The organism is Acinetobacter sp. CY05, from assembly GCF_059515805.1.
This window is the reverse complement of the sequence record NZ_JCAKMW010000001.1, coordinates 250,357-267,691: the sequence shown is the minus strand read 5'-3', so window position 1 is coordinate 267,691 and position 17,335 is coordinate 250,357. Positions and strand designations below refer to the sequence as shown.

The 17,335-nt window shown below is 42.5% G+C and carries 15 protein-coding genes and 1 pseudogene; 6 read left to right on the top strand and 10 right to left on the bottom strand.

Translation table 11 applies throughout. The annotated features are described in order from the left end of the window. Positions 1-38: 38 nt before the first annotated feature. Entirely contained in the window at positions 39-1,148 is a 1,110-nt protein-coding gene (gene pheA, locus AC5YCD_RS01380; protein WP_496128330.1) for a prephenate dehydratase, read from the bottom strand. A 317-nt stretch (positions 1,149-1,465) separates the two neighbouring features. Here pheA and AC5YCD_RS01375 point away from each other — a divergent pair, with 317 nt between their 5' ends. Continuing rightward, positions 1,466-3,184, top strand: a complete 1,719-nt coding sequence (locus AC5YCD_RS01375; RefSeq protein WP_496128329.1) for an AMP-binding protein — start codon at positions 1,466-1,468, stop codon at positions 3,182-3,184. 109 nt (positions 3,185-3,293) lie between these two features. Beyond that, complete coding sequence (locus AC5YCD_RS01370; protein WP_496128328.1) at positions 3,294-3,791, top strand: DJ-1/PfpI family protein; 498 nt, start codon at positions 3,294-3,296, stop codon at positions 3,789-3,791. Positions 3,792-3,831: 40 nt separating this feature from the next. Here the strand turns inward: AC5YCD_RS01370 and AC5YCD_RS01365 are convergent, their stop codons facing one another. Then, on the bottom strand, positions 3,832-5,175 hold the full coding sequence (locus AC5YCD_RS01365) for a dicarboxylate/amino acid:cation symporter (protein ID WP_496128327.1): 1,344 nt from the start codon (positions 5,173-5,175) through the stop codon (positions 3,832-3,834). Positions 5,176-5,606: 431 nt separating this feature from the next. Between AC5YCD_RS01365 and AC5YCD_RS01360 the strand changes: the two genes are divergently transcribed. Further along, entirely contained in the window at positions 5,607-6,608 is a 1,002-nt protein-coding gene (locus AC5YCD_RS01360; protein WP_496128326.1) for a glycosyl transferase family protein, read from the top strand. On the opposite strand, the pseudogene AC5YCD_RS01355 reads toward AC5YCD_RS01360, so the two are convergent. The 3 genes and pseudogenes from AC5YCD_RS01355 to AC5YCD_RS01345 form a co-directional block, all read right to left on the bottom strand. Next, positions 6,605-7,713, bottom strand: a pseudogene (locus tag AC5YCD_RS01355) (alkane 1-monooxygenase). The gene AC5YCD_RS01360 and the pseudogene AC5YCD_RS01355 overlap by 4 nt on opposite strands. A 100-nt stretch (positions 7,714-7,813) precedes the next feature. Beyond that, positions 7,814-8,086: a YeaC family protein gene (locus tag AC5YCD_RS01350; protein WP_496128325.1), complete on the bottom strand. Its 273-nt coding sequence runs from the start codon at positions 8,084-8,086 to the stop codon at positions 7,814-7,816. Further along, positions 8,086-8,994: an NAD(+) kinase gene (locus AC5YCD_RS01345; protein ID WP_496128324.1), complete on the bottom strand. Its 909-nt coding sequence runs from the start codon at positions 8,992-8,994 to the stop codon at positions 8,086-8,088. Before AC5YCD_RS01345 ends, AC5YCD_RS01350 begins: the two co-directional genes overlap by 1 nt. Positions 8,995-9,184: 190 nt before the next feature. On the opposite strand from AC5YCD_RS01345, the gene mrcB reads away from it, so the two are divergent. Beyond that, a complete protein-coding gene (mrcB, locus tag AC5YCD_RS01340; RefSeq protein ID WP_496128323.1) occupies positions 9,185-11,605 on the top strand; it encodes a penicillin-binding protein 1B in 2,421 nt (806 codons plus the stop codon). Positions 11,606-11,624: 19 nt separating this feature from the next. Beyond that, positions 11,625-11,783: a hypothetical protein gene (locus AC5YCD_RS01335; protein ID WP_496128322.1), complete on the top strand. Its 159-nt coding sequence runs from the start codon at positions 11,625-11,627 to the stop codon at positions 11,781-11,783. Positions 11,784-11,806: 23 nt separating this feature from the next. On the opposite strand, the gene AC5YCD_RS01330 is transcribed toward AC5YCD_RS01335, so the two are convergent. Further along, positions 11,807-12,709, bottom strand: coding sequence for a thiamine phosphate synthase (locus AC5YCD_RS01330; protein WP_496128321.1), 903 nt, complete (start codon positions 12,707-12,709; stop codon positions 11,807-11,809). Between the two features lie 134 nt (positions 12,710-12,843). Between AC5YCD_RS01330 and hemP the strand changes: the two genes are divergently transcribed. Beyond that, a complete protein-coding gene (gene hemP / locus AC5YCD_RS01325) occupies positions 12,844-13,014 on the top strand; it encodes a hemin uptake protein HemP (RefSeq protein WP_496128320.1) in 171 nt (56 codons plus the stop codon). A 65-nt stretch (positions 13,015-13,079) separates the two neighbouring features. Here the strand turns inward: hemP and AC5YCD_RS01320 are convergent, their stop codons facing one another. From AC5YCD_RS01320 to tfpB, 4 genes are all read right to left on the bottom strand, one after another. Then, entirely contained in the window at positions 13,080-14,384 is a 1,305-nt protein-coding gene (locus tag AC5YCD_RS01320) for a sensor histidine kinase (protein ID WP_496128319.1), read from the bottom strand. Further along, positions 14,381-15,043, bottom strand: a complete 663-nt coding sequence (locus AC5YCD_RS01315) for a response regulator transcription factor (RefSeq protein WP_496128318.1) — start codon at positions 15,041-15,043, stop codon at positions 14,381-14,383. The genes AC5YCD_RS01320 and AC5YCD_RS01315 overlap by 4 nt, the downstream gene beginning before the upstream one ends. 79 nt (positions 15,044-15,122) lie before the next feature. Further along, positions 15,123-15,482: a NirD/YgiW/YdeI family stress tolerance protein gene (locus AC5YCD_RS01310; protein ID WP_496128317.1), complete on the bottom strand. Its 360-nt coding sequence runs from the start codon at positions 15,480-15,482 to the stop codon at positions 15,123-15,125. 91 nt (positions 15,483-15,573) lie between these two features. Further along, positions 15,574-17,331 (bottom strand): type IV pilus assembly ATPase TfpB, encoded by a 1,758-nt coding sequence (gene tfpB / locus AC5YCD_RS01305; protein WP_496128316.1) that lies wholly within the window; start codon positions 17,329-17,331, stop codon positions 15,574-15,576. Positions 17,332-17,335: the final 4 nt, after the last annotated feature.

Below are 17,335 nucleotides of genomic sequence, written 5' to 3'. Positions count from 1 at the left end.
ATACCGAGCAACAGCAGTTGCGCTGCTCGGCTTAAAACTTATAGCACAGCGATTGGGTATGAACCAAGCACACGTACTTCTTTGACTAAAGGACGAATTTCTTCAATCGCCGCTTTAACCTGTTCTTGCTCAATGTGACCTTCTAAATCAATAAAGAACACATAAGCCCACTTCTCTGGTAAAGCTGGACGCGTTTCAATACTGGTCAAACTAATATTGTGTTTGGCAAATGGCGCTAAAATTTCAAGTAAAGCACCGGCGCGGTCATGTGCTGAAATCAGTAATGAAGTCTTGTCATTGCCGCTTTGTGGCACTTTTTCACGACCAATCACCAAGAAACGTGTGGTGTTTTCAGGGTTATCTTCAATATTGCTATGTAAAATTTCTAAGTCATAAATATTGGCTGCAATTTCAGATGCAATCGCTGCTGAATGCCATTCATTACGAATACGACGTGCTGCTTCTGCATTTGAACTTAAAGCAACACGCTCTACACCCGGATAATGCGCATCTAACCAACCACGGCACTGCGCAAGGGTTTGTTGATGCGCATAAATTTGTTTAATGCTGTCTTTACGGGTGTTTTCAGAAATCAAAAATTGATGATGAATACGCAGTTCGACCTCACCAATCACATTTAAATGTGAGGCTTTAAAACAATCTAAAGTATGATTCACCACACCTTCTGATGAGTTTTCAACTGGCACTAAACCATAATGTGCGCTACCCGCTTCGACTTCACGGAACACTTCATCAATGGTAGGTAATGGACGTACTACCGCATCTTGACCAAAATGCTTGAGTACTGCCGAATGGGTATACGTACCCACAGGCCCTAAAAAGGCAATACTTTGTGGCGCTTCGAGCGCTAAACATGCCGACATAATTTCACGGAACAAACGCGCCATGGTGGCATCAGACAACGGGCCATCATTACGATCCATGACATTGCGTAAAACTTGTGCTTCACGTTCCGGGCGGTAAAACAATGGATTCTCTTCTTGCGCGAATTTGGCTTTGGCAACAGCTTCAGCTAAACGTGCACGGCGGCTAATCAGTTGTTGGATCTGTTGATCTACAGAGTCGATATCTTCACGAATTTTAGCTAAATCAAGAGAAGTCGTTGTGTTTTGATCGTCGTTGACCATTGTTATGTCGCCCTTCAGGAAATGTGATGCAAACAGTATAACAATAGAGAGCTTTGAAATCTTGCGCAATACAACTTTAATGGATTCAGTCTTAAAAACAGACAGTTGGTTAAAATAAGCTCAATTGTTCAAAGGTCTTCTGCCAACCTATTTCTTATTTTTTAAGCACTCATAACCATTAGTTTGAGCTTGGCTTTTGCTCGCCTTAAACTTGGCAAATTTGCCTTGGTTTTTGGCATTTTTTCAACTAGGCAAGCCTACACTTTTTATGCACATTAAAGCGCTACAGCCAATAATAACAATCAAGGATGATTTAAATGAGCATTTCAACACTGCAACCGTGGCAACAGCACTTCCCAAAGCAATTGCTTGAGCATCCTTTCGGTGAGCAACCCTTAGCTCAGCATTTAACTGCGCTTTTAGATCAAGCAGTTGCGCAATACTCAAACCAGCCTGCTTTTAGTTTAAGCTTGCCAAATGGCTTGAGCCAAACTCTGACTTATCAGCAAATTGAGGATTTTGCCAATCAACTGGCCAATTTCCTACAACATACTTGGCAGCTGCAACCCGGCGATGTAGTCGGTATACAACTGCCTAATAGTCTGCATTACCCCATTGCGGTGTTTGCCTGTTGGAAAATTGGTGTGATTATTAGCAATATTAATCCACTGTATACTGCACGCGAGTTGGAATACCAGTTAACTGATACTCAAGCCAAAGCCTTAATTGTTTCAGATCTCTTCTTAAACACCTTTGAGAAGGTGCTGCAGCAACAACCGAAATTGGCTGAGTTAAAACTGTTAACCGCAAGTTTAAGTGAATTTTTCCCTGCACCGATTCAACAACAATTGGCGCAACACTTTCACCAAGAAGCGCAACAACAACAGCGCAGCACCAGTGCCAGCATCCCTTTTACGACTTTTGCACAGGCGCTTGCGCAAGGTGCTACACACTTACCCTATCAAGCCCAGCAGCATCAGACTGCAGTTTATCAATATACTGGGGGTACTACAGGTCGTAGTAAAGGCGCAATTATTTGCCACAGTAATCTGATTCATCTCATTGCAATGATGGCGCAATATCTAGAGGCTTATCAGACACCAATCAACCCACAGCAATGTATTTTAACCGCGATTCCGCTGTATCATATTTTTGCCTTTACCGTAAACTTCTTAAGTTTTGTTAAAGGTGGCGGACATAATGTTCTTATTCCATCACCGCGCCCCATGCACAACTTAAAACCTGCCTTTGAACAATTTGACATTACGTGGCTGACCGGTGTAGATACTTTATATGCAGGTTTATTGGCAGAAGATTGGTTTGTGCAAAATCCACCGCAGTTAAACTGCGCCATTGCCGGTGGTACAGCCTTACGCCCAAGTACTGCCGAACGCTGGACAAACATTGTGGGTCCAATTTTGGAAGGTTATGGCATGACCGAAACCAGTTGTGCGGCGCTATTGCATCCGCCGCTTGATTCAATCCGCCGTGGTTCAATTGGTTTTCCATTTCAAGGTTCAAATATCAAAATTATTGATGATCAAGGTCAAGAGTTAGGGATTGATCAAGCCGGTGAGCTTTGTGTACAAGGGCCACATATCGTGCAGGCTTATTTAAATCGCGATACAGAGACCCAAGAGACTTTTATAGATGGTTGGCTGCATACTGGTGATATTGCCAAAATTGATGCTGAGGGCTTTTGTTATATCTTAGATCGTAAAAAAGATATGGTATTGGTCTCAGGTTTTAATGTGTATCCTAATGAAGTTGAAGCGGTACTCATGCAGCATCCTGATATTCGTGAAGCAGCAGTGATTGCCGTTAGCGATGAAAATACCGGTGAAGCGGTCAAAGCGTTTATTGCCACACATAAGCCTGTATCAAGTCACGAGATCCTTACCCACTGTCGTCAACATCTAACCGCCTATAAAGTGCCTAAACACATTGAGTTTTTGGCAGATCTACCTAAATCCACAGTAGGTAAAATCTTACGTGCTGAGCTACGCATACTTGAACAGCAGTCACATTCTGCCTAGCATCGCATTTACCTTAGATTATGATTTGACCACAAAACTCCCCTGCATCATGCAGGGGTTTTTAGTTAGGCTAAAACACAAACGACTCTGACACACAAGGGATGGTCTCATGTCTAAAAATATTGCGCTCTTGCTCGGTCCTAATTTTAGTGACGCTGAATATTTGGCGGCAGCTGATACCTTACAATTTGCCGGCCATCATCTGATTCATATTAGTCCTTGCTTAGAAGATGTGATTTATGGGGAAAAACAAACACCAGTTCAATTACAGCAGCATTTACCAGATGTTTGTCTGCTGGGCATTGATGGTTTAATGTTGTTTGCCTTAGAACAGCATCCTTGGGTCAGTGATTTTGTACAGCGGGTGGCCAATGCACATAAGCCCATTTTTAGTTTTAGTCAGGCAACCGAACTTCTCATTGCTGCTAAAGTGGCTTATGGACGCCGTTTAACCGCAGCCAGAAGTGGGCAAGCCTCTTTAAAGGCTGCAGGCGCCGTGTATTTAGACCAAGCAGTGGTCAATGACCATAATCTGTATATTTCAAGTCGCAGCCACGAAGACTTAGCTGCCTTTTTACAAGAAACCTTACATGTATTACGCGCATAAAAAAGGGCAGCCTCAGCCACCCTTTTAAATAACTCTAGCGTTAAGCGTTGGCTTTACTCTCTTCTGCCATTTGCGCATCAATCACATCTGGATGTGCTAAAGCATAGTCCAAACGCTCTTTATCTAATTGACCTACCCATTTTGCAACCATAATGGTTGCCAATGAATTACCAATTAAGTTAGTTAAAGCACGTGCCTCAGACATGAAGCGGTCGATCCCTAAAATTAAGGCCAAACCAGCCACAGGAATATGTCCTACCGCAGAAAGTGTTGCCGCCATCACAATAAAACCTGAACCCGTCACACCTGCTGCGCCTTTAGACGAAATTAACAGTACAAGCAGTAAGGTAATTTGGTGGGAAAGGTCCAGTGGTGTATTGGTGGCTTGTGCAATGAAGATGGCTGCCATGGTTAAGTAAATCGAAGTACCATCTAAGTTAAAGGAATAACCTGTTGGAATGACCAAACCGACAACTGATTTTTCACAGCCTGCCAGTTCCAATTTTTTCAACATTCGTGGTAATACCGATTCAGACGACGAGGTACCTAATACAATTAACAACTCTTCACGAATTAAGCGAATCATTCGCATGATGCTAAAGCCACCAATACGCGCAATTGCACCCAAAATAATAAAGATAAACATGACACAAGTAATGTAAAAACAGATGATTAACTGTGCCAATTGCGCCAGTGTACCAATGCCATATTTACCAATGGTAAATGCCATCGCACCAAATGCACCAATTGGTGCAAGCTTCATCACCATATTTACAATGTTAAAGAACACATGTGAAATTTGATCAATAAACTGTAAAACCGGTTTACCTTTAGCGCCCAACTGATGCAGCGCAAAACCAAACATAATGGCAAACAGTAACACTTGCAGGATTTCACCCTCTGCAAATGCCCCCACCACCGTGTTTGGAATAATGTTCATAAAGAAGTCAATCGTAGATTGCGATTCACCACTTGCGACATATTTTGAGATGCCTGCTGTATCTAAAGATGCAGGGTCTACGTTCATGCCAACACCTGGTTTCCAGATGTTAATCACTACCAGACCAATCACAAGCGCGATTGTTGAAACAATTTCAAAATACAAAAGTGCGACGCCACCGGTTTTACCCACTGACTTCATATTTTCCATACCAGCGATGCCACTGACCACTGTACAGAAAATTACCGGAGCGATGATCATTTTAATCAAACGAATAAAACCATCACCTAAAGGTTTCAGTTGTTCACCAAAACCCGGTACATACTGCTCTACACCATTGATGATTTGCGTGCCGCTTGGTGAGAAATGCCCGACCAAAATACCCGCAATAATAGCAATAATCACCTGAAAATATAGAGATTTATAGATTGGTTTTTTAGCCATAGTGTTACTTCTTTCTATATTTCTTAAACTTCAAGAAATACCCAATATTTGTCTATTCTCTCGAATACACAGCCCTTAGCCCTCTGGGAATACCCAACGGAAAATGGGTATTGCTGTTGCAATACCCCAATAAAAAAACCTGATGATTTAGAAGATCTAAGCAATACTTTAAAAGTATCAAAAAAGATGAATTTATTTAAAATGCATCTATTCAGAACAGGAGATAACTAAAAATTAATCAAATAATATAAAAAACGCCCCATTTTAGCTGAGTTTTGAGCATATTTTGGCTGCCATAGCTTACATTTCACCCAACCATCCTTAGACCTTAGTCTAGTTGCTGTAACTATAGTTTCAGCCTTAGCTCTTTTCTCGCTACATACTCTCATGCACAATAGGGCCATGAGCCTTTATTCACTTTGATGCACTTTATGAACAATAAACGTAATATTTATCAAGATTTTGAACATCCATTTGCCCAATTTGTTCGTATTGTGGGCAAAGGCAAAAATGGGGCGCGCTCGTTAAGCTATGACGAAGCCTATCAAGCATTTTCGATGATTTTAAAAGATGAAGTGTTGGATGTGCAGCTCGGTGCATTTTTAATGTTGCTGCGGGTCAAAGAAGAATCTGTCGATGAATTAGCAGGCTTTGTACAAGCCACCCGCGATCAACTGCAATTTAAAGCCTTAGACGTCGATTTAGACTGGTCATCTTATGCCGGTAAACGTAAGCATTATCCGTGGTTTTTACTTGCCGCGCTGACTTTAGCTAAGCATGGCTATAAAGTGGTGATGCACGGCGCTTCAGGGCATACGATTAACCGCCTTTATACTGAGCAAGTCTTACAATACTTAGGCTATCCAATTTGCCAATCAGATCATGACGTTGAACAGCAGCTTCAACAGCATCACTTTGCCTATTTACCGTTACATGCAATCTCGCCAATTTTAAGTGATTTGATTGGTTTACGAAATGTCATGGGTTTACGCTCACCGATTCATACCTTAGCGCGTCTGATTAATCCATTTAATGCCAAAGCCACTATGCAAGCGATTTTCCATCCGGCTTATCGCACTTCACATCAACAAGCGGCTTTTAAGTTAGGCTATCAAAACAGTGCCGTGATTAAAGGCGAAGGCGGCGAGTTTGAACGTAATCCAGATGCCAAAACCTTAATTTGTGGTATTCAAGATGGCGTGATGTATGAACATGAATTACCTAAACTGACTGAAAATCGTAGTCCAAGTGAAGAAGAACTCGATTTAAGTATTTTTAAAGCAGTATGGGAAGGCAAACAGTCACATGCTTATGGCGACATTGCCGTGCCTGAAACCATGGGTATTGCCCTCTATACCATGGGCGTGTGTGACTCATACCCTGCAGCCATGCAAAAATCGCGTGAGCTGTGGCAAACACGCCTTGAGGTTTAAGACTGAAGCTGATCTGCATACTGATGCATACGACTTAGATCACCCTGATAATGCTGTAAAATTCGTGGATGCATTAATCTAAACCAACGCTTTGGTATAAATACATCGCCAAACAAGGCACCGTAACCTTTGGGGAGTAGCGGTGCTGTTGGGTCACTCTCAAGTAAATGGAATGGTTTAGTCGGATGCGCATGATGATCACTATGCCGTTGTAAATGATAAAACAAGACATTGCTGCATAAGCTATTATGGTTCCAACTGTGTTGCGCTGTGACGGCTTCATACCGCCCTGTATTTAAGCGTTGCCTTTTTAAGCCATAATGCTCCATATAATTGACCGCTTCTAATAAGGTAATGCTATACGCCACTTGCGCGCTTTGTAATAGCAGCCATTTTTTTCCAAAGATTTTCAACATACCCGCATGAAAAATCAGCCCTGCTGTCCAAGCTTGTAAAAGTTCATTATGAGGATGCCAAAAGCTTAAATGTTTACGCGCTAAACGATTTTTTTCGATGTTGATCGCAGATTTAAAACCGCCCCATACCGTACGTGGCAAAAAGCGCCAAAATGACTCCCCATAATAAGCAGATGCCGGGTCTTTGGGCGTAGCCACAAAACGATGATGGCCATAATTATGTTCAATTCTAAAATGTGAATAGGCGCTTGGTAATAGCACAATATGCGCTAACAAATGTTTATAGGTTTTAGATTTATGCCCAAGCTCATACGCAACACTCATTCCCACTACATTGACCACAGACAACAAACTCGCCAGTAGTAGCGTGTCTAAGACTCGCGTATCTTTTCGTGTGGCTAAGTATCGAAATTGGTGGCGTATTGCAGCGGAATATAGGCGGCGACCACACGAGTATAATAAGGATCATGTTGTAATTGTTTGAGTTGCTCAAGATTAATCCGATGATCATCCTCAGCAAAATAACGGTCAAAAAAAGGAATCAGGCCATGTAAGGTGATTAAGCCAGTACTGGCAAATACACTCTGCAGCACTTTAGGGCCTTTGGCAAAGCCAATTAATGCGCCCGTTGCAATCACAGGAATACTTAGCCCCAACAACCACAATTTACGTTTTGGATCAGCATACATTGTGCTACTCCTGAGCAAGTTCTCCTCAGATTATGCCATGCTCAATAGCGTCACAATTGTGTATTCCTGCAATTAAAAAGACACCCGAAGGTGCCTTTTTTTATACAAAACGAATCGGTTTAAATTCCGGCTCATTTTTGTGATGATCATCATCACATTCTTCGCCTTCTTCTTTTGTGCCACGGTCGATATAACCGCTACGTTCAGTTTCGGGCAGATGTTTCATTTCCCAAGCATAGACCGCTTGCATACAGGTTTCACGTTGCTCTTGCGTTAAAGCAACACCATTGGGCCATTTACCAATTTCAACGGCTGTACGTAAACGCTCGACAATTTCGGGGTTGAGCATCGCCAACATTTGTTCAATATTCATTATTCATCCTGCTGTTGCAATGAATCAAAACCTTGGTTCCACCCAAGTTTGGTACGGCATGCCATATAAAAATCATACCCAGGTGGATGCAGTAAATTCAGTTTAAAGGGATGTTTACGGATATGTAAACTGTCGCCTACACCTAAGGATACACTATGTTGACCATCTGCGCTGACCATTGGTAAGACACGGTTTTCACGAATGATGATTTTAATTTCGCTATTGCCCCCCACCACAATCGGACGTGACGACAACGTATGCGGATGCATCGGCACCAAAGCAATGGCATCCATACTTGGATGTAAGATCGGGCCACCCCCAGAGAGCGCATAGGCGGTCGATCCCGTTGGGGTTGAAACAATCAAACCATCACTGTGCTGACGATACACATATTGCCCATCAATATTGAGTTCAAAATCAATCATGTGTACCGATTTACCTGAGTGCAGCACCACATCGTTTAAAGCAATCGCTTGATAAATGGATTCACCTTTAGAGCGCACTTCCATTTCCAGTAAAAAGCGCCGGTCACGCTGATATTCACCTTGTAATACCTGATCGAGCTTATGCAACACTTCTGTAGGTTTAATATCGGTTAAAAACCCCAGACGTCCCCGGTTGACCCCAATCACAGGCGTATTATGCCGTACCAAAGCGCGTGCGGCATGTAGCAATGAACCATCACCACCGACCACAATCACCAGATCCACCACTTCACCTAATAAACTACGACTGACGGTTTGAGTATTTTGGTAAGGTACTAACTGCGCTGTTTCGATATCAAATACGGGGTGTAGCCCTTGTGCCATTAAATGGTCATGAATGAGACATAAAGTTTCGACCACTGATGATTTATCAGGGCGACCAATTAAGCCAATGTTTCGAAATGTCTTATGTGAAATGTGCACCGACGATATCGCTCCGCTACGATTCGATTGCTATCATAGCATTAACCCGTTTAATTTTAAAAAAACTTTAAAGCACTGAATCAAGCCAATTTTTTTGGGCAATCTTGCTGCTCGTTCACAGTTTGTTTCTTGCAAATTATTGCAAAGCTTCGCATCATTGGCGTAATTGTCTTGGTTGTTATATGTGGTTATGAAGTCTGAGCGCGGTATAGGCATTATTGCTTTACTCTTTTGTATTTTAGTGATTGGCGCATTTTTAGCCTTTAGTGTCTATTTAATTCGTCTGGATAACGTGGTCAGAACCAAGTTTGAGGGACAGCGTTGGGATATTCCAGCCAAGGTCTTTGCCCGTCCGCTACAAATCTATAACAATGCCCCAGTGAGCCAAGCTGAGTTTATTCAAGAACTTGAATTGCTGGGCTATAAAAACTCTGATGGTTATAATAAGACGGGACACTATGTCAGTACTGGCAATACTTTATATGTGCATACCCGTGGTTTCGACTTTGGCGATCATGTTGAACCTGAACAAATTTTAAAGGTCAATTTTGAAGGCAACCAAATTGCTCAGGTCAGCGCCACCAAACCGACGGCCAATGGCATTGCCCAATTAGAACCCATGCTGATTGGCGGTATTTATCCGCAGCATAATGAAGACCGTGTGCTGATTAAATTAGCCAATGTGCCAAAACCGCTTATCAATGCCTTAATTGCTACTGAGGATCGTAATTTTTATCATCATTATGGGGTATCTGTGCGTGGCACGGCGCGTGCTGTGGTGTCAAACCTAACCGGTGGTAAGCGTCAAGGTGGCTCAACACTCACCCAACAATTGGTCAAAAACTTTTATTTAAGCCCTGAAAAAACCCTTAAACGTAAAGTCAACGAAGCGTTCATGGCGATGTTAATTGAGCTGCATTACAGCAAAGAGGAAATTTTAGAAGCTTATTTAAATGAAGTTAATTTAGGTCAAAATGGCAACTATTCAATCAATGGTTATGGCTTAGCGGCACAGTTTTACTTTGGTTTACCGCTACGTGAACTCAATATTGCCCAACAAGCATTTTTGGTCGGTTTGGTTCAAGGCCCATCCTTATATAACCCTTGGCGTAATCCAGAAGCAGCGAAAAAACGCCGCGATATTGTACTCAACAATATGTTGGTGATGGGCTATTTAAATCAAGCAGATTATGAACGTGAAGTCGCACGTCCATTAAATGTGATTAGTAAACCCACTTTAGGCCCTGCACGTTTCCCAGATTATCTAGATGTGGTGCGTCGTCAATTACGTAGCGAATATCAAGAAACTGATTTAACCAATACAGGCGTAAGGATTTTTACCGCCCTTGACCCAATTGCCCAAACCAATGTCCAAAAAAGCTTTAAAGCATCCGTACAGCGTTTAGAAAATGCCAATTCGCGTTTAGATAATTTACAAGGTGCAGTGTTAGTAGCACGCCCTGACAATGGCGAGTTGGTGGCTGTGGTCGGTTCAAGTCAAGATTTTACTGGTTTTAACCGCGCTTTAGATGCCAAACGTCAAGTTGGCTCGTTATTAAAACCGGTGATCTATTTAACCGCGCTAGAATCTGGGCGTTATCACTGGGCCAGCCCTGTTGAGGACAGCTACATCAGCATTAGCTCTGAAGGCAAAGCCTGGACGCCCAAAAACTATGGCGGCAATGAATATGGCATTGTTCCTATGGCACGTGCGCTCTCACAATCTTATAACTTGTCTGCGGTCCGTTTAGGCCAAGAATTTGGCTTAGCCAGTTTTAGCAATCATTTAAAACGTTTTGGTGTCACTAGTCCAATTCCGCCTTATCCATCCATTTTCTTAGGTGCGGTGGATATGTCACCCATGGAAGTATTAAGCATCTATTCCAACTTTGCATCAGGTGGTGTGAAATACCCTGCTCGAGCGATTCGTAATGTCGTGGATAGTCAAGGACGCAACCTTACTCGCTTCGGTCTAGATCTACAGCAAACCATTAAACCTGACAGTGCTTATGTACTTAATTATGGCTTACAACAAGTGATGCGTACTGGTACAGGTCGTGCTGCCTATAACACACTGCCGAGCAATTTAAATTTAGCTGGTAAATCTGGCACCACCAATGATACACGTGATTCATGGTTTGCTGGGTATTCGGGTAACTATGTGTCTGTAGTATGGCTTGGCTTAGACGATAACAAAGTTACAGGTCTAACCGGTTCTTCCGGCGCCTTACCCGTATGGAGCAATGTCATGTCACAGCTTCGTCAGCAGCCTGTAAATTTACGCCAACCCAATAATGTCTCTTGGCATTGGATGGACACAGCATCAGGCGATAAACTTTCTGCCCAAGGCTGTGAAAATGCAGTGCATATTCCTATGCTGCGTAATTCAGTGCCACGCCGTGCCACGCCTTGTGGCAGTGCACATTATGAAGTGGTACCTGCAGAACCAAGCAGCAATGAATATCAACAACCCGAAGCACCACAACCTAGTGCGCCTCCACAAACTGAAGACAGTATTGAAAATTGGATTCGTGAAAGTGAATCTGAGATTCAGCAAGGACGCTATAACGACAATCGCGAGGTGATCTCCAGTGGCAGCTATAATCAATAAACTGGTAAAGCTCAGCTTGATGAGCAGTTGTGTAGCATGGCTGTGTGCATGTAGCTCACAGCCAGTAGCAACAACTGTAGCTCCTGCAGCAACCAGCAAGCCCCAAATATATACCACCCCTACCGGGGTGATCATCACTCCGTATGATGTAGAACCTATTATTCGCCAAAGCTTATAAAAAAGCACCCTCAGGTGCTTTTTTTACATAAAGCGTTGTCCTGCAACCCCATAAGCAGCATGACGCTTGGCCTGTGCTAAATCTTCAGCTTTTAACCCACCTAACGCAAACACCGGAATATGCATGTTTTGCGCCAGTGCTTCAAAACCTGCCCAACCTAAAGCCTCGGCTTCGGGATGGGTGGCTGTGGCATGCACTGGACTTAACAAAACCGCATCGACACCAATCTTTTGGGCCACTTGTAAACTGAGTTCATCATGGCAACTGGCGATATAACGCTGACCTATAAGCAAATCATCTGCTTGAACAGCCAGCAATTGCTGCTGTTTAAGATGAATCGCACCTACATTGGCTTGCTGAATCGAATTCAAATGCTGATACAACTCAACATTCAGAATCATCTGCGTTAAACGTTCAACGGACACCTCAGCCAGCAGTTGCAGTTGTTGCTCTAGCGGCAATTCATTGCGCCAATAAAACAACTGTTGATGACCAGATTGAGCCAAATCCGCTAAATTCGCACTGATTTTAATCCTCTCAGGCCAAATTAAACGTTGAATCAAACGCTGATTGGCTTTTGGAAATTGTAACTCTGGCAATTGCAAACGTGTATACCAACGCCAAGGTTGCTGTATTTCAGGATTGAGTGCCTCAGGCACTGTGGCGTGAAAGATATGCAGATTGACAATTAAATCCTCATATTCATGCTGAATAAAATCAAAATTATGCCAAGCTTGAATAGCAAGGCCGACTTCCTCCAACACTTCACGGCGACATGCCTCAAGCGCTGTTTCACCCGCCTCGACTTTACCACCAGGGAATTCATATTGATTACCTTGATGTTGATGTGCTTCACGAAAACCCACCAAGACATTGCCCTGCTGCAATAAAATTGCAATGGCGACATTAAGTTGTGCTTTAGACATCGAGCTTTTCCTATACGTTTGCTGCAGTGTACGCAATTTTGTAGTTTTTATAAATTAAGCGTTGACAGGAGTATTCGATAATGATTATCATTTAAATATTGAAGCACACCACGAAAAAAACGGAGAATTCCAACATGAACGCACCATTTAGCCTCTTTACTCGCCATACTGAATCTCAACATTCACTGCCGATGCTGCATTCAAACAACTTATTTGCTTTAGGTCGAGAAATTCGCATTATGCATGCGGGTGAGGAATACCGTTTGCGTTTAACCCGTAATAATCGTCTGATTTTAACCAAATAATAAATAGAGCAATATAACAATAAACGTGGACACTCAAGGCAGAATACAGCGCATTCTGCCTTTTTTTATTTAAATTCAATACTTGCCACTAAGCCCCCTGTCTGCACGGGTACAAAACTTAACTGGCCACCATGTAAACTCACAATTTTTTGACAAATCGAAATCCCCAACCCTGAACCTTGGCTTTTACTGCCTAAAGCACGATAAAAACGTTCACCTAAACGTGCCAATGTTTCTGCTGCAATAGGTTCACCTTGATTAATAATTCGAATACAGCGTTGCTGTGGATCTATCACCAGCTGTACCTGAGCTGCAGGAGGACTATAACGTATGGCGTTATCAAGCAAATTACGAATACAGGTAAACAATAACTCGCGATTGCCTTCAATCCAAAGTTCATGCAACTGTAGATCTAACCCAATCTGTTTGTCTTGAATAAAAGGCAATAAAGCGTCTAGTACTTCTAAGCTAATGTCTCTTAAATCACAGGGTTGTTTAGGTAAACTCTGTGCTTGGCTCGGATCAAGACGGGCCAAGAGCAATAAGTTTTCTAAAATTTGTGTGCTACGAGCCACATCATTTTGAATGGGTTGTAAATCTTGGGCTAAATGGGCATGGTCTTGGTATTTACGTTTTAATACCTGCAACCGCATGTGAATCGCCGATAAAGGCGAACGTAGCTCATGCGAGGCATCTGCAGTAAAACGTTGTTCAGCATGTAAAGATTGATCCAAACGCCCAAGCAATTGATTGAGCTGCTTTAAAATGGGCTGTAACTCACGAAATTCAGGTTGAGGTGTTTGAATCGGACTTAAATCTTGGGCGTGCTTTTGCCCAATACTTTTAGACAACAATACCAAGCTTTTAAATTGACGTTGAATCGCGAAACGCACCAGTAACCATTGCAGTAACCACAGTAAGCTTAAGATCCCCAAAAACCAGACAAAGGGCTCACCTAAGTCTTTAAGCCGAATCGACATGGGCTGATAAACATAAGCTTGCATGCCATTTTCTTCGAGCAAATAACTACGCCAGAATTTACCTGTTGACCAAAAAACACCATAATCAGGTGCTATGTGTTGTTGCTCAAAAGCAAAGTCAGCTGATGTGACTAAAGTAAAATCTTGGGTTTTTAAGCTATATTGAATGGCAAACTCTTCACTCAATTCATCCACCTGAGAGCCTGCTTGGCTGCTAATATCCCGCATAACCAGCATATCCGCCACTTCATCCATGATTTCATCATGAATGTGCATGGTGTGATAAATCGATAAGCCTAAAAACACCAAAAGCGCCAATAAGCCTGCCACAATTGAGCTTAAAATTGAGGTTTTGATTAGCTGACTTTGCAGCGAAATAGCGTTTTTCATTCGGGTTGCTGCATGCGATAGCCTAAACCCCGTAAGGTTTTAATGTATTGACTGCCAATTTTTTTGCGTAACTGGGAAATAAAAACTTCTACAGCATTACTTTCCACTTCAGCGCCCCACGCATAGATCGATTCTTCAAGTTGCTCACGGGTCATTACATGCTCAGGTTTTTGCATCAGTTTATGTAAAATTTGAAATTCTTTGGCGGTTAAATTAACAACTTTCCCCGCTTGAGTTAGGGTCTTGGCTTGGGGGTCAAGCACTAAGTCAGCAAAGCACAAATCATGGCTTTTTTGGCTTTGATGTTGGCGCAGTTGACTACGGATCCGTGCTGATAGCTCTTCTAAACTAAAGGGTTTGACCAAATAATCATTGGCACCTAAATCTAAGCCTGAAACACGATCTTGCACGGTATCACGTGCCGTAATCATCAGCACAGGAGTTTGGGCATTATGACGACGCAAAGCGATTAAAATCTCATCCCCTGTGGCTTTGGGCAAACCACGATCAAGTAGCACACAATCATATTGATGCTGCTCTAAAGCCAAAATGGCATAATCGCCACGCTCGACCCAATCGACGTTATAGCCATCCATTTCCAGCCAAGTTTTAATGCTTTCAGCCTGTGCGGCATCATCTTCTGCCAATAATATGCGCATGCTTGATCCTTGTTTTTTTGTTTACTATACAAAAAAACCACATCGCAAGGTATGTGGTTTTTTGTAGTGAATGACTGACTTAGAATTTCACAGCATCTACATCAATTTCAACACGTTTAGTTGGCTTATAATCTACATCCACTTCACCAATTAATGTCACAGGGGTGTTGGCTGCAATCGGCTTGCCCTGCCATAAATCATCGTCAATATCAACGGTCATGCTGCCTGTTGCATCACGGAATTGATATTTTTCGTCACCAATGGCTTTAACCACATAACCTTTGACTTGTACTTTGGTATCATCCTTAGCCGCTAAGGCTTGTTTCACCGTCATTACAGGTGTGCTAATTGCCTGTTGATTAACAGTAGTATTGGCAGTTGCCATAGCAGCAGTGAATGCAACGCTAGCAGCGATTAAAGTTTTTGCGATCATATTCATAGTAAGCTCCGGTATGTAGCTGATGTCTTTTCGATGAAGTCATTAAAACAAACCAAGCTGAAGCTAAGCTGAAGATACGTTAATTTATGTATTAACTTAACGGCACCACACGTAAAACTTCTTCTAAGGTGGTTTCGCCTTGAATGACTTTACGTGCCCCTGCAATTCTTAATGGTTCCACACCTTGTTTTTGCACTTGGAATTTGAGTTGTTCTAAACTGGCTTCATGCCCAAGCATTTGTTTGAGTTCTAAACTCATCGGCATAAACTCATAAATGCCAATGCGTCCTTTATATCCAGTGTCACGACACGTCTCACAGCCTACTGCTTTATAAACAAAATTTGGCATTTGGAATTGATAACCAAAGGTTAAATGTTTCCAGTCTTGCTCATTAATAAACGTTTCTTGTTTACACTGTGCACATAAACGACGCACCAAACGCTGCGCCAATACGCCTAAAATGGTGGCTGAGGTTAAAAACGGCTGCACGCCTAAATCATGTAGACGGGTTAAACTGGATGGTGCATCGTTGGTATGTAAAGTTGATAACACCAAATGGCCCGTTAAGGCAGCCTGAATCGCCATATTGGCAGTATCTTGGTCGCGAATTTCCCCCACCATAATAATGTCAGGGTCTTGCCGCATTAAAGCGCGAATACCATCGGCAAAGCCCAAATCAATCGCGTGATTGACCTGCATTTGATTAAAGCTTGGCTCAAGCATTTCAATCGGGTCTTCAATGGTACAGACATTAACTTGCTCAGTGGCAAGCTGCTTTAGACTCGAATAGAGCGTGGTGGTTTTACCTGAACCCGTTGGCCCCGTCACTAAAATAATGCCATGACTGTTTTGGCTGATCTTTTGCCATTGTTGTAATAATTTTTCGTCAAAGCCTAATTCAGTAAACGAGCGCACTAAGACTTCAGGGTCAAAAATACGCATCACCAGCTTTTCCCCAAACGCGGTGGGAAGTGTCGATAAACGTAGCTCAGTCTCACGGCCTTTTGGAGTCCGGGTTTTTAAGCGTCCATCTTGTGGCTTACGTTTTTCTGCCACATTCATACGTCCTAAAATTTTAATCCGCGAAATCACCGCCATTAAGGTATTGGCGGGCATGTGATAAATGGTATGTAATACCCCGTCAATACGAAAACGAATTTTGCCTTGTTCTTTACGCGGCTCTAAATGCACATCACTAGCCCCTTGTTCAAAGGCAAACTGTAAAATCCAGTCGACCAATTTGACAATATGCTGATCATTGGCATCCGGATTTTGGCTATCACCCAACTGTAATAAGGCTTCTACCCCTTGATGCTCACGTTCATAGGCACCTGACTTTTGTGAGCCACTCACCGCACGGCTGACTTGGTAATATTCAACTAAATAACGCTGTAAATGCTCAGGATTTAGCATCACAGGCTGAATAGTTTTAGGGGCAAGACTACGGGCTAAATTCTGCTGCCAATCGGTAACAAAAGGCTGATCGGTGGCGATTAATATTTTTTTGTCTTGCACCTCTACTGCTAAAATTTTATTGCGTAAGGCAAACTCTTGCGACATCACCGCAGTCAGCGCGGCCACATCCGCTTTTAATGGATCAATCACATAAACTTCAAAGTTGGCTTTTTTTGCCAACCATTCAGTTAATAGGTTTAAGCTTAAAATTTGGGTAAGATCATGCTGATTTTTTAGATTAAAACTGGCAATCCATTGCAGCGGATGCCATTTCAGCTGTTCACGCTGACGATGGGTGGTTTGTATTAAAAGTTTTTCTCGATCAGTAATATAGCCATCATTTTTAAGTTGTTCTAAACACCAGGTACTGTCGATTTCAAAATTAAATTGCATTATT

Coding starts and splice junctions, on each gene's coding strand:
- mrcB (WP_496128323.1), top strand. CDS start 9,185: ATGAAGTCTGAGCGCGGTATAGGCATTATTGCTTTACTCTTTTGTATT.
- AC5YCD_RS01335 (WP_496128322.1), top strand. CDS start 11,625: ATGAGCAGTTGTGTAGCATGGCTGTGTGCATGTAGCTCACAGCCAGTA.
- hemP (WP_496128320.1), top strand. CDS start 12,844: ATGAACGCACCATTTAGCCTCTTTACTCGCCATACTGAATCTCAACAT.
- AC5YCD_RS01375 (WP_496128329.1), top strand. CDS start 1,466: ATGAGCATTTCAACACTGCAACCGTGGCAACAGCACTTCCCAAAGCAA.
- AC5YCD_RS01350 (WP_496128325.1), bottom strand. CDS start 8,086: ATGAATATTGAACAAATGTTGGCGATGCTCAACCCCGAAATTGTCGAG.
- tfpB (WP_496128316.1), bottom strand. CDS start 17,331: ATGCAATTTAATTTTGAAATCGACAGTACCTGGTGTTTAGAACAACTT.
- AC5YCD_RS01320 (WP_496128319.1), bottom strand. CDS start 14,384: ATGAAAAACGCTATTTCGCTGCAAAGTCAGCTAATCAAAACCTCAATT.
- AC5YCD_RS01370 (WP_496128328.1), top strand. CDS start 3,294: ATGTCTAAAAATATTGCGCTCTTGCTCGGTCCTAATTTTAGTGACGCT.
- AC5YCD_RS01365 (WP_496128327.1), bottom strand. CDS start 5,175: ATGGCTAAAAAACCAATCTATAAATCTCTATATTTTCAGGTGATTATT.
- AC5YCD_RS01330 (WP_496128321.1), bottom strand. CDS start 12,709: ATGTCTAAAGCACAACTTAATGTCGCCATTGCAATTTTATTGCAGCAG.
- pheA (WP_496128330.1), bottom strand. CDS start 1,148: ATGGTCAACGACGATCAAAACACAACGACTTCTCTTGATTTAGCTAAA.
- AC5YCD_RS01315 (WP_496128318.1), bottom strand. CDS start 15,043: ATGCGCATATTATTGGCAGAAGATGATGCCGCACAGGCTGAAAGCATT.
- AC5YCD_RS01360 (WP_496128326.1), top strand. CDS start 5,607: ATGAACAATAAACGTAATATTTATCAAGATTTTGAACATCCATTTGCC.
- AC5YCD_RS01310 (WP_496128317.1), bottom strand. CDS start 15,482: ATGAATATGATCGCAAAAACTTTAATCGCTGCTAGCGTTGCATTCACT.